Raw genomic sequence first — 10,952 nt, 5'->3', positions numbered from 1 at the left:
GGTTTTTTAATGGATCCTATTTCACCAGGGAGACAGTCGATGCCCTTTGTAACGATTGATGGACAAGCGCTTCACTACATAGATCAAGGCACAGGCCCTGCGGTATTGCTGGCGGGTAGTTACCTGTGGGACCAGGCCATGTGGGCACCGCAGATTGCGGCGCTGTCGCAGCACTATCGGGTCATTGCCCTGGACCTGTGGGGCCATGGCGAATCCGGGCGGATGCCCGAGGGCATGACGTCGCTGAATGACATGGCGCGTCAGGCGCTGGCATTGCTCGATCATCTGGACGTCGATCGCGTCACGCTGGTCGGTCTTTCGGTCGGTGGCATGTGGGGTGTTCGCCTGGCACTGTCGGCGCCGCAGCGGCTCAACGGGCTTGTGCTGATGGATACTTACGTTGGTGTCGAACCGGAACCGACTCGTCAGTATTACTTCTCGCTGTTCAAACAGATCGAAGACAGCGGTGAGATCTCACCGCAACTGCTCGACATTATTGTGCCGATCTTCTTCCGTCCGGGCATCGATCCGCAGTCGGCTTTGTATCAGGATTTCCGCGCCAGGCTGGCTGCATTGCCAGTCAACCGGCTGCGTGAAAGCATCGTGCCGATGGGGCGGATCACGTTTAGTCGTGATGATTTGTTGCCACGCCTGGCTCAGCTGAACCCTGAAACCACGTTGTTGATGTGCGGCGACCAGGACAAACCGCGGCCGCCGTCGGAAACCCAAGAGATGGCCAAGTTGATCGGTTGCCCGTATGTGCTGGTGCCGGAGGCGGGGCATATTTCCAGTCTGGAGAACCCCGAGTTCGTCACTGAGGCGCTGCTGAAGTTTCTGTCTGAAAGAACCTAGTCGATCTTGCTGGCCCCTTCGCGGGCAAGCCTCGCTCCTACGGGATTTGTGTGATTCGCGATTCGACACAAATCTCGTAGGCGCGAGGCTTGCCCGCGAAGGGGCCGGCCGGGATTACTTCGGCCCGAGAATCTTCAGCAACTTGTCCGGCGACGGCGCGCCTTGCTGTTGTTGCAACTGGCCCTTTTCATCCATGTAGAAAATCGCCGGGGTAGCGGCCAGTTCCAGGTCTTCCATCAACTTCATGTTCGCCGCCAGTTTCGCCTGAACCGCCGGTGGTACGTCCTTCAAGGCCTTGAGCGAGCTGCCCTTGCCGGATTTCTCGTGTTCTTCCAGGGCTTTCTGCGGGTCCTTGGCGGCCAGCAGCGCGGCGGATTTGCCGGGGCTGTCTTCGCGAATGATGCCGACCATGATGTGTCGCAACTGCACCTTGCCGGCCTGGACCCACGGCCGTGCCTGTTCCCAGAACATGTTGCAGTACGGGCAGTTCGGGTCGCTGAACAGGTAGACGACCCGTGGTGCGTCCTTATTGCCGTCACCGATCCAGCTGCTTGCTTCCATCTTGCCCCAGACTTCCTTGGCCATCGGCGCGTAGACCAGTTTCTGCAACGGTGCGCTGCTCAGGTCATTGCCGTCGGCGTCGTACAGATTGCCGAGCAGCACATGTTTGCCGTCCGGGGTCAGGTACAGTGTCATGCCGCGGTTCTGGTACTGCGCCGCGTAACCGCGCAGGCCGTCGGGCGCGTCGAAGGTACCGACGATTTTGGCGCCCTTGGCTTCGATCTTCTTGATCGCTTCAGGCAGTTCTTCGGCCTGTACCGACGGCAAGTGCAGCAGGGCAGCACCCAGGGTCAGTGTCAGCAGGTGGCGGAGGCGGAGCATGGCAATTTCCTTGAAGGCGTGGCCGAGGTGGCCGGGTTCGGGGTGTCGAAGTGTTCCAGGGCGCGGGCCAGGCTGGCTTCCGACAACTCACCCAGGTGACTGCCCAACAGATACCCGTTGGGGCTATAGAACAGCGTAGTCGGCAATGCCATGGAACCCACGGCATGGCTCAATCGACCGCTGCCATCGAACAGCACGTTGGTCAGGCTCAGGCCCTGGGTTTCGAGGAAAGTGGCGACGCTCTGCATGCTTTCGCTCTGGTTGACGAACAGGAAGGTCAGGTCCGGGCGCTGTTGCTGGGCGTTCTCCAGCACCGGCATTTCCCGGCGGCACGGCGGGCACCAGGTGGCCCAGAGGTTGATGACCAACGGGCCGCCCTGGTAGTCGCTGAGTTGTAGGGTCTGGCCAGCGGCATTGCGCAAGGTGATCTGCGGCAGGCGTGTGCCTTGTTCGTAAATACTCAGGGAGAAACTCGCCAGCAGCCAGAACACCAGACCGCTGGCCACGCCAAAGCCCAACGGCCGACGCAGGCCCGGTTGACGCCAGCCGCGGTACAACGCCGCCAGCAGGAGCACGACCACCCCTGGCCAGGCGAGAAAACCACCGTCGCGCAGGTCGATGATCTGCCACGGGTCGTTGCGATAATGTGCCCAGTAGGCAATCACGAAGCCGACCCGGGCCGCCAGCATGCCCAACAGGAACAGGCTGAACAGCACCGATTCCGGGTTCTCGCCGCCACGCTTGGCCACCCGCCAGCCGACAAACGTCGCCAGCGCCAGGGCACTGATCAGCAGCAAATGGTTAAGCGCGATGGCAAAGGTGCCGAGGGTAAAGGTCAGCATTAACGAGCGTCTCGGGTGGTGGTCCAGCGTTGCAGGAAAGTGCCGGCATCGACCTCGCCGGTGATGCGCTGGCTGCGACGCTCTTCGCCGTCGGTGCCGATCCACAACAGGCTCGGCGGCCCCGGCACTTTATAACGGCCGAGCAGTTCGCGGCTGGCGGCATTGTCGGCGGTGACGTCCAGCCGTAGCAAGCGCACATCGCTCAGCGCATCCAGTACCTGGGGTTTGCCGAAGACCTGTTTTTCCATGACTTTGCACGACACACACCAGTCGGCGTAATAGTCCAGCAGCACCCATTGGCCCTGGGCCTTAGCGGCGTCGAGCTCACGTTGCAGGGACGCGGGCTCCTTGATCGTAGTGAATGCATCGTGAGCGCTTGGCGAGACAGCGCCGGTACGACCGGCGCTGTACACCTGCAACGGCTGATACGGATCGTCACTGCCGCCCGCCGCACCGACCACCAGCAGGCTGCCCCATAACCCCAGCAGCAGCGAACTGGCGCCGAACAGGTGGGCAACTCGACCAAACCCTTGCGACTGCTTCCAGGCGCTGTGGGCGGCAATCAGTAGCAAGGCACCGCACAAGCCGAGCCACAGCGATTCGTCCAGCACCGGGCGCAGCATCAGCAACGCGGTGGCGAGGAACAGGAAACCGAACACGCCCTTGAGCAGGTTCATCCACGCGCCGGGTTTGGGCAGGAAGCGATTGCCGACGGTGACCAGCAGCAACAGCGGCACGCCAATGCCAATGCCCATGGTGAATAGAATCAGCCCGCCGTGCAGCGCATTGCCGCTCTGGGCTATATAGAGCAGGGCGCCCGCCAATGGGGCTGTCATGCACGGTCCCACCAGCAGGCCGGACAACGCGCCCAGCACACCGGCACCGATCAGGTTGCCGCCGCGCTGGTTACGTGAAACGTGTTCCAGCCGATCTCGCACGGCCACTGGCAATTGCAGTTCGAAAAAACCGAACATCGGCAAGGCCAGCAGCACGAATACCGCCGCAAAGCTGCCCAACAGCCATGGATTCTGTAGCAGCGCTTGAAGATTCGCACCGAGCGACGCAGCCAGAACACCCATTGCCGCATACACCAGCGCCATGCTCACGACATAACTGGTCGCCAAGGCAAACCCGCGTTTGGGCGTGGCACCACTGCCTACGATCAAACCGGCCAGAATCGGCAGCATCGGTAACGAACAAGGGGTGAAGGCCAGCAGCAGGCCCAGGCCAAAGAACACCAGCAAGCTCCAGCCCAGCGCCCGTTGTTGCAGGTTACTGGCCAAGGCTTGATCTGGTGCCTCATTTACCACTGCACTGGCAACGTTGCCGCCCAGCTCCACGACCTGAGTTTGCGGCGGATAACACAAACCGGCGTCGGCGCAACCCTGGAAACCTACCTTGATCTGACCGGTGGCACCGGCCGGAATCTTCAGTTCCAGACCCTGACGATAAACCGGCTGTTCTCCGAAGAACTCGTCACTGTGGGATTCGCCCTCAGGTAAAACAGGATGGTGCTCAGTGGGCAATCCATCGAACTTCAGACGTTTCTGGTAAAGGTAATAACCGTTGGTAATCTGCCAATAGAGCTGTGTTTCACCTGAATCAAGGCGTTCGGAGGTGAAGACGAATGCCTTTTCCACCGGCAGAAATTCAGGTTTGGCTTCGAACGGATTGGTCCCTGCCTGGGCCACACCCGAGATCAAGAGAACGAAAAATAGAAACAGTCGACGCATGGGTAAGCCTTATCCCTGTGCAAGTGAGGTGCACAATGGGTGGCGGCGATTAACCGATGATTAACCACCGCCGGGCTGTCTACGAAGTCGCTCATGGACAGTCATCAGCTTCAATCCTCAGTTGCGCAACAGCCCTGGCCAGGACTCGTTGTTCACCGAATGCGGACCAGACTCCAGACGGTTTTTCGGGATGTTGTATGTCAGGTATTGATTGTCAGTTAGAAAAATATAGTAATAGTTGTCGGCAAGCGTGCGATCTTTCTGCACCCCGGTGATCATTCGGTCTTTGTAGGCGGTCAGGCCTGGCCAAGTGGTCTCTGTGATAGCTTCGAGCCTGATCGTTTGAATGGGCGTCACCACGGTATTAAAGAGGTTGTCGTCATATTTGTCGTCGGCATAATCGATTTGCGGATTTTGGGGTACCTCATCCCAGTCCAGATAAAGAGAGTTTCCGTCGTTCAAGATAAAACGAAACAATGAGCTGCGATTTACCTGCCACCATGTGCCAGTAATGATTCGATCGAAATAAGGCAACAGCAGCTTCCATTTAGTGTCTTCAACCTTGCGGGTCTGCATCACCGCATCGGTATCCTGATTGTAGGCGCAGACCATCGGCGTAGTGCGCTCGTAATAGAAAAGCCAAAGGATATCGAGGTCAGAAAAGTCCATGGGACGATCAAGTGTTATGCCCGTGGTCGTAAATCCAAACCGCAGGTTTTTCATGTGGTTTTCCAACGTCCCCCAGTTTCCTTTAATCGGCCAGGGGTATCCATCAGAGACCTTGTTGTCGGGAATATCAAAGCGGGAGTAAGTATCGGTGTCTTTGAAAATGAAGTAGATCTTGTCTTTTCCTGAACGCCAATCGACGGCGACAAGATTTTCAAGTGCTGGCATGTTCTGAATCCTTTCAGTGGGTAAAAGTCGTATGGATAGTTAAGGCGCATTGGGTAGTGTCGTGTTTCTGCGCAAGCGATGTGCATCAGGGGTAACTTTAACCAATGAATGGCAGCGCCTGGCCTTGAGCCTCATCCCCGCAAGAGTCCGGGCCAATTGCCGTCATTGATTTTTACAGGGCCGGTCTCTGCCTTGTTGTTCTTGAGGTTGTACCTGATGTATTCGTTGTTCGTGAGGAAAATGTAGTAGTAGGTGTCGATAAGGGGCGCGTCGTTTTGCACCGCCGTTATAATTCGATCTTTATAGTGTGACAGTCCTGGCCAGGAGTCGGGCGTTATTGGCAGTCGTGTGGTTGTTTTTGTGATGTAGTTAAAGGCGATGTAGTGCCCATCATTCATCAGGAATCGAAATACATTTTTTGGCGCAAAGGTATCCCACCACGTGCCGGCTACTATTTTGTCAAAATAAGGAAGTAGGGAATGCCATAGGGAGTTTTCAAGGCGATAGTTTCCGACTGGCTTGTCAAGGTCCTGATCATACTTGCAGACCATCGGCGTATCGCCGCCGTAATAGAATAGCCACAAAATATCGTCGCCTCCGCCCCCGGAACCTCCCAGTGCAGGAGCTGTGAATCCGAAGCGCAGGTTTTTGAGTTGAGCATGAACGGCTCCCCAATTATCGGATGTAATGTTGGCAGGATAACCCTCTTCAACCGTGTTCGAGCCAATATCAAATCGTGAGTATTGATTGGTGTCTTTGAAGAAGAAATAGATTTTATCTTTTCCGGCACGCCAGTCGACGGCAACAAAGTTGTTGAGTTTTGGCATGATCTGATTCCTTTCAGTCAAGTGAGGTTCTGTTTGGGTAGTGTTTTTAAATGAGTGGTTGGTTGTAGTTTGTGTCGGGTTTAGATTATCGCGATGTAATGCTATTCGGTATGGTTTTTTAGAGGGAGGTTGTTTCGGTTTGAAACCGGGCGATGTGCTGCCAACTGACTGAAGCACTGAAATGATCAGGCGATTATCAAATACCCCTCTGATACGCTGGTGCGACGGCTGAACGGCAGCGATGCTTCTCGTCGGCAGTGGGGCTTGCCATAATTGCGGCTTAATCCTCGCCTGCTTCACTCGCGTTTTTGCTCATGGAGCGCCCATGCACGTACTGGTTTGCGAAGACGATGAGCTGATTGCCAGCGGCATCGTTGCCGGTCTCACCGCCCAGGGCCTGACCGTGGAGCACGTGGCCACGGCGTCCGCTGCGCGGGCGATGCTCAAGGTTGCCGAGTTCGACGTAATGGTGCTCGACCTCGGCTTGCCTGATGAAGACGGCCTGAAGCTGTTGCAGCAGTTGCGCCATCATGGCCTGGAAATCCCGGTGCTGATTCTGACGGCCCGTGACTCGGTCACCGACCGTGTCGACGGTTTGCAAGCCGGCGCCGACGATTACTTGCTCAAGCCTTTTGACCTGCGCGAACTGGCAGCGCGCCTGCACACCTTGCTGCGACGAGTGGCGGGGCGCAGCGTCAACCTGATCGAGCACGGACGTTTGACCTACGACCCGAGCAGCCGCGAAACCCTGCTGGGCGGCCAGCCGGTGGACCTTTCCCGTCGCGAGCAATCGCTGTTGCAAGCCTTGCTGCACAACCGTGGTCGCGTACTCTCAACCGAGCAACTGAAAGACAGCGTCTACGGTTTCAACGATGAGCTGGAAAGCAACGCCCTTAACGTCCATATCCATCACCTGCGGCGTAAACTCGGCAATGGCATTGTCGAGACGGTGCGTGGCCTGGGCTATCGCCTGGGGCCGGCCGATGGCGGAGAAGAATCGAAGTGATGAGCCTGCGTTTGCGCCTGAGCCTGACCCTCGGCGCCGCGTTTGCGCTGATCTGGGCCCTGGCCGCCGCCTGGATGCTCAGCGATCTGCGTAACCAGATGATGTTTTCCCTCGACCAGCGGCTGGTGGCGTCGGCGCGGATGGTCGCCGGGCTGCTGGAGCAACTGCCGGCGTTGCCGAGCAAGGGCGAGGGCACCCATTTCAGCGCTGAACAACTGAATATCCCCGGCGGCATGGCCTGTCAGGTCAGCTCGTTGCGCGGCGAGATTCTGGCCCGCAGCCACAGCAACCCCGAGCAAGCGCTGGAAGCCGAGAAAATGGGTTTCCACGATCAGATCATCGACGGCGCGCCATGGCGCAGTTTCACCCTGGCACGGGGCGATGTGCGCATCACCACCGCCGACCGGCAGATCGAGCGTGAAGCGCTGAACATGTCCATTCTGCTGGCGGCCTCGGTGCCGGTCGGCGTGGCGCTGCTTGGCTGCCTGTGCCTGTTGTGGCTCGGCATCGGTCAGGGGCTGGCACCGCTCAATCGTATGCGCGATGCGTTGATGCGGCGTAGCGCCGATTCTCTGGAACCATTGCAGATCCAGCCGTTGCCCAGCGAATTGCAACCGCTGCTGGAAACCCAGAATCAGTTGTTCCAGCGCATCGGCAAGACCATCGAGCGCGAGCGGCGCCTGACCGGCGATGCCGCGCACGAATTGCGTAGCCCGCTGACTGCGATCAAAACCCATCTGCAAGTGGCGCGCATGACCGACGGTGCCGCGCGGGATCAGTCCCTGGCCCGGGCTGAAGAGGGTGCCGACCGCCTGCACCGTACCCTTGAACAATTGCTGCTGCTGGCGCGTGTCGAGGGCAGCTTGTCGTTCGATGATGGCGTGCAGTGCAGCGCTGAGCAGGTGGCGAAACTGGCGATTCAGGATGCCGCCAGCGGCGATCGTCAGCGGATCAAGTTTCAGGTGCCGGCCAGATTCTCCGATGCGCCTCTGCAAATGCCCGCAGTGCTGTCGATTGCTGCATTGCGCAACTTGCTCGACAACGCCCTGCGCCATACGCCGGGCGATAGGGCGGTGGAGCTGAGCCTGGAAACCAATGGCAATCGTGTGCACTTTTTGGTTCGCGACCACGGCCCGGGAATTGCCGAAGACGACTTGCAACACCTGACCCAACGCTTCTGGCGCAACGGCCAGAGCACCGGTTGCGGCCTCGGCCTGGCGATTGTCCAGGCCATCGTCCAGCGCTGCGGTTGCACCCTGCATTTCGACAGCCGGCCGGATGGGTTGCGGGTTGAATTGACGATGCCGTTGCAACCGCTCTGACCAACAACACAAAACCCTGTGGGAGCGGGCTTGCTCGCGAAGGCGGACTCTCAGTCAACATCATTGTTTTGAATGAAATCGCTTTCGCGAGCAAGCCCGCTCCCACAGGGGTCTATGTCGCACACCAAATGTAACGTCTCTCCGTTAGCCACCCGGTTCCCCACCGCGTTATCGTCTCCGGCAGCTTTGACTCAATGGATTGAGGTAACAGCGCCATGACTGCATCGATACACATCTGCAAGGCAACGTCTGCCGACGCCGGCATCATCAGCCGGATCGTCGAGCGCTCCATTCGCGTCGGCTGTGCGCTCGACCATCGTAACGACCCACGAACCGTCGCCAACTGGACCCACAACAAAACCATCGAGCACGTACAGCCTTGGCTGAACGACCCGCGGTTGTACCTGAACATCGCCCTGTTGCAAGACAAACCGGTCGGTGTCGCCATGGCCGCAGTCAGCGGTAAGGTCGCGTTTTGTTACGTGCAACCGGAATGGTTTCGACGAGGCGCCGGACAAGCACTGGTGCACGATCTCGAGATTTGGTTGATCGCTCAGGGATTGCCTCAGGCGCGGCTCAACAGCACCCGAACCGGCGAAGCGTTCTATCGCCGTTTGGGTTACCGGGCTTGCGCTGAAGCCTTCACGGTGGCGGGGCTTCATGCCATTCCCATGCACAAGGCGCTGGCGCCACCTTCATAGAAAGCTGATCGAGGGTCTAAATCCTCGAGCCCTTGATGCGTTTCCAGAACAGGAAAACCTGCAAGTGCGCCCCCTGAACGGACCGCGCACCTGCCCGGTGTGCAGTTTTGGTCACTATCAACAGGGGTCGAGAGATGTCAGTCGCTACCAGCCTTATCGAAGATCAGCCGGCCCGGATTGCCCCGACGCCTGCCGAGACGCTTTATCAGTTCAACGAATCGCCGCTGCTGGCCCGTCAGAGCCAACAGGAATCGAACGCCCGCAGCTACCCGCGACGCATTCCCCTGGCACTCAAGCGTGCCAAGGGTATTTATGTGGAAGATGTCGAAGGCCGCCGTTTCATCGATTGCCTGGCCGGTGCCGGAACCCTGGCCCTGGGGCACAACCATCCGGTGGTGATCGAAGCCATTCAGCAAGTGCTGGCCGATGAACTGCCACTGCACACCCTCGACCTGACCACGCCGGTCAAGGACCGGTTTGTCCAGGAGCTGTTCGGCCTGCTGCCGCCGACATTGGCCGCTGAAGCGAAAATCCAGTTCTGTGGCCCCACCGGCACCGATGCCGTGGAAGCCGCGCTGAAGCTGGTGCGTACCGCCACCGGGCGCAGCACAGTCTTGTCGTTCCAGGGCGGTTACCACGGCATGAGTCAGGGCGCGCTGAGCCTGATGGGCAGTCTGGGACCGAAAAAGCCGTTGGCTGCCTTGCTCGGTAATGGCGTGCAGTTCATGCCGTATCCCTACGATTACCGTTGCCCGTTCGGGCTCGGTGGCGCGCAGGGAGTGCAGGTCAACCTGAACTACCTGGAGAACCTGCTGAACGATCCAGAGGCTGGCGTGCAACTGCCGGCTGCGGTGATCGTCGAAGTGGTGCAGGGCGAGGGCGGGGTGATTCCGGCCGATCTCGACTGGCTGCGCGGTTTGCGGCGCATCACCGAGCAGGCCGGCGTGGCGCTGATCGTCGATGAAATCCAGAGCGGCTTTGCCCGCACCGGCAAGATGTTTGCCTTCGAGCACGCCGGAATCATTCCTGATGTGGTGGTGATGTCCAAGGCCATCGGCGGCAGCCTGCCGCTGGCAGTGGTGGTCTATCGCGACTGGCTCGACACCTGGCTGCCGGGCGCCCATGCCGGAACCTTTCGCGGCAATCAGATGGCCATGGCCGCAGGCTCTGCGGTGATGCGCTACCTGACCGAACACAAGATTTGCGAGCACGCCGCCGTCATGGGCGAGCGCTTGAGCGAACACCTGCACATCCTGCAGCGGGACTTCCCGCAACTGGGCGACATTCGCGGGCGTGGCTTGATGCTGGGTGTCGAATTGGTCGACCCAGCTGGTGCGCCGGACGCTCAAGGCCATCCACCGGTATTCGGTCGTCTGGCGTCGTTGGTGCAGCGCGAATGCCTCAAGCGCGGGTTAATCCTCGAGCTGGGCGGGCGTCATGGCGGAGTCGTGCGCTTCCTGCCGCCACTGGTGATCACCGCCGCCGAAATCGATCAGGTGGCCGACATTTTCGGCAGGGCCATGGCCGCAGCCACCGCCAGCCTCTAAATTTTCCGGCGCCTCGAACGTTCTTTTTACATAACGGCTGCGCACGGCGTGCAGCCCACCCTATAGCGATGGAGAGACAGCATGACGTCAGTATTCGACCGCGAGGACATCCTCTTTCAGGTCGTGGTCAACCACGAAGAGCAATACTCGATCTGGCCCGACTACAAAGCCGTGCCACAAGGCTGGCGCACCGTGGGCAAGAGCGGCCTTAAAAAGGAATGCCTGGCCTATATCGAAGAGGTCTGGACCGACATGCGTCCACTGAGCCTGCGCCAGAAAATGGAAGAGCAGGCAGCCGTGGCTCACTGAGTCGCCGCGCAAAAAGAAACCCGCTGAACCGGTGACG

The 10,952-nt window shown here is 59.1% G+C and carries 11 protein-coding genes; 6 read left to right on the top strand and 5 right to left on the bottom strand.

Features of this window, described 5'->3' with window-relative positions; translation table 11 throughout:
* The first annotated feature begins 39 nt into the window (after nucleotides 1-39).
* The gene (locus AC30D7_RS15460; RefSeq protein ID WP_490134648.1) at nucleotides 40-852 is read left to right on the top strand and encodes an alpha/beta fold hydrolase; all 813 of its coding nucleotides are present in this window, start codon (nucleotides 40-42) and stop codon (nucleotides 850-852) included.
* Between the two features lie 114 nt (nucleotides 853-966).
* Here the strand turns inward: AC30D7_RS15460 and dsbG are convergent, their stop codons facing one another.
* The 5 genes from dsbG to AC30D7_RS15435 all read right to left on the bottom strand — a co-directional run bounded on the left by dsbG (nucleotide 967) and on the right by AC30D7_RS15435 (nucleotide 6,030).
* A complete protein-coding gene (gene dsbG, locus AC30D7_RS15455) occupies nucleotides 967-1,734 on the bottom strand; it encodes a thiol:disulfide interchange protein DsbG (RefSeq protein ID WP_018929978.1) in 768 nt (255 codons plus the stop codon).
* On the bottom strand, nucleotides 1,710-2,576 hold the full coding sequence (locus AC30D7_RS15450; protein ID WP_490134647.1) for a TlpA family protein disulfide reductase: 867 nt from the start codon (nucleotides 2,574-2,576) through the stop codon (nucleotides 1,710-1,712). The genes dsbG and AC30D7_RS15450 overlap by 25 nt, the downstream gene beginning before the upstream one ends.
* Complete coding sequence (gene dsbD / locus AC30D7_RS15445; RefSeq protein WP_490134646.1) at nucleotides 2,576-4,309, bottom strand: protein-disulfide reductase DsbD; 1,734 nt, start codon at nucleotides 4,307-4,309, stop codon at nucleotides 2,576-2,578. The genes AC30D7_RS15450 and dsbD overlap by 1 nt, the downstream gene beginning before the upstream one ends.
* Before the next feature lie 117 nt (nucleotides 4,310-4,426).
* On the bottom strand, nucleotides 4,427-5,203 hold the full coding sequence (locus AC30D7_RS15440) for a hypothetical protein (protein WP_490134645.1): 777 nt from the start codon (nucleotides 5,201-5,203) through the stop codon (nucleotides 4,427-4,429).
* 131 nt (nucleotides 5,204-5,334) lie between these two features.
* Complete coding sequence (locus AC30D7_RS15435) at nucleotides 5,335-6,030, bottom strand: hypothetical protein (protein WP_490134644.1); 696 nt, start codon at nucleotides 6,028-6,030, stop codon at nucleotides 5,335-5,337.
* A gap of 325 nt (nucleotides 6,031-6,355) precedes the next feature.
* On the opposite strand from AC30D7_RS15435, the gene AC30D7_RS15430 reads away from it, so the two are divergent.
* From AC30D7_RS15430 to AC30D7_RS15410, 5 genes are all read left to right on the top strand, one after another.
* Nucleotides 6,356-7,036: a response regulator gene (locus AC30D7_RS15430; RefSeq protein ID WP_490134643.1), complete on the top strand. Its 681-nt coding sequence runs from the start codon at nucleotides 6,356-6,358 to the stop codon at nucleotides 7,034-7,036.
* Nucleotides 7,033-8,358 (top strand): ATP-binding protein, encoded by a 1,326-nt coding sequence (locus tag AC30D7_RS15425; protein WP_490134642.1) that lies wholly within the window; start codon nucleotides 7,033-7,035, stop codon nucleotides 8,356-8,358. Before AC30D7_RS15430 ends, AC30D7_RS15425 begins: the two co-directional genes overlap by 4 nt.
* Before the next feature lie 215 nt (nucleotides 8,359-8,573).
* Nucleotides 8,574-9,059, top strand: coding sequence for a GNAT family N-acetyltransferase (locus AC30D7_RS15420; protein ID WP_490134641.1), 486 nt, complete (start codon nucleotides 8,574-8,576; stop codon nucleotides 9,057-9,059).
* Between the two features lie 134 nt (nucleotides 9,060-9,193).
* Nucleotides 9,194-10,606 (top strand): aspartate aminotransferase family protein, encoded by a 1,413-nt coding sequence (locus AC30D7_RS15415; protein ID WP_490134640.1) that lies wholly within the window; start codon nucleotides 9,194-9,196, stop codon nucleotides 10,604-10,606.
* 81 nt (nucleotides 10,607-10,687) lie between these two features.
* The gene (locus tag AC30D7_RS15410) at nucleotides 10,688-10,915 is read left to right on the top strand and encodes an MbtH family protein (protein WP_007934245.1); all 228 of its coding nucleotides are present in this window, start codon (nucleotides 10,688-10,690) and stop codon (nucleotides 10,913-10,915) included.
* Nucleotides 10,916-10,952: the final 37 nt, after the last annotated feature.

It is taken from the genome of Pseudomonas sp. DF5 (genome assembly GCF_058148225.1).
Note: the sequence above shows the minus strand (reverse complement) of the source record. Positions and strands in the feature narration are given on the sequence as shown.

Coding starts and splice junctions, on each gene's coding strand:
- AC30D7_RS15420 (WP_490134641.1), top strand. CDS start 8,574: ATGACTGCATCGATACACATCTGCAAGGCAACGTCTGCCGACGCCGGC.
- AC30D7_RS15450 (WP_490134647.1), bottom strand. CDS start 2,576: ATGCTGACCTTTACCCTCGGCACCTTTGCCATCGCGCTTAACCATTTG.
- AC30D7_RS15435 (WP_490134644.1), bottom strand. CDS start 6,030: ATGCCAAAACTCAACAACTTTGTTGCCGTCGACTGGCGTGCCGGAAAA.
- AC30D7_RS15460 (WP_490134648.1), top strand. CDS start 40: ATGCCCTTTGTAACGATTGATGGACAAGCGCTTCACTACATAGATCAA.
- AC30D7_RS15415 (WP_490134640.1), top strand. CDS start 9,194: ATGTCAGTCGCTACCAGCCTTATCGAAGATCAGCCGGCCCGGATTGCC.
- dsbG (WP_018929978.1), bottom strand. CDS start 1,734: ATGCTCCGCCTCCGCCACCTGCTGACACTGACCCTGGGTGCTGCCCTG.
- AC30D7_RS15440 (WP_490134645.1), bottom strand. CDS start 5,203: ATGCCAGCACTTGAAAATCTTGTCGCCGTCGATTGGCGTTCAGGAAAA.
- dsbD (WP_490134646.1), bottom strand. CDS start 4,309: ATGCGTCGACTGTTTCTATTTTTCGTTCTCTTGATCTCGGGTGTGGCC.
- AC30D7_RS15410 (WP_007934245.1), top strand. CDS start 10,688: ATGACGTCAGTATTCGACCGCGAGGACATCCTCTTTCAGGTCGTGGTC.
- AC30D7_RS15430 (WP_490134643.1), top strand. CDS start 6,356: ATGCACGTACTGGTTTGCGAAGACGATGAGCTGATTGCCAGCGGCATC.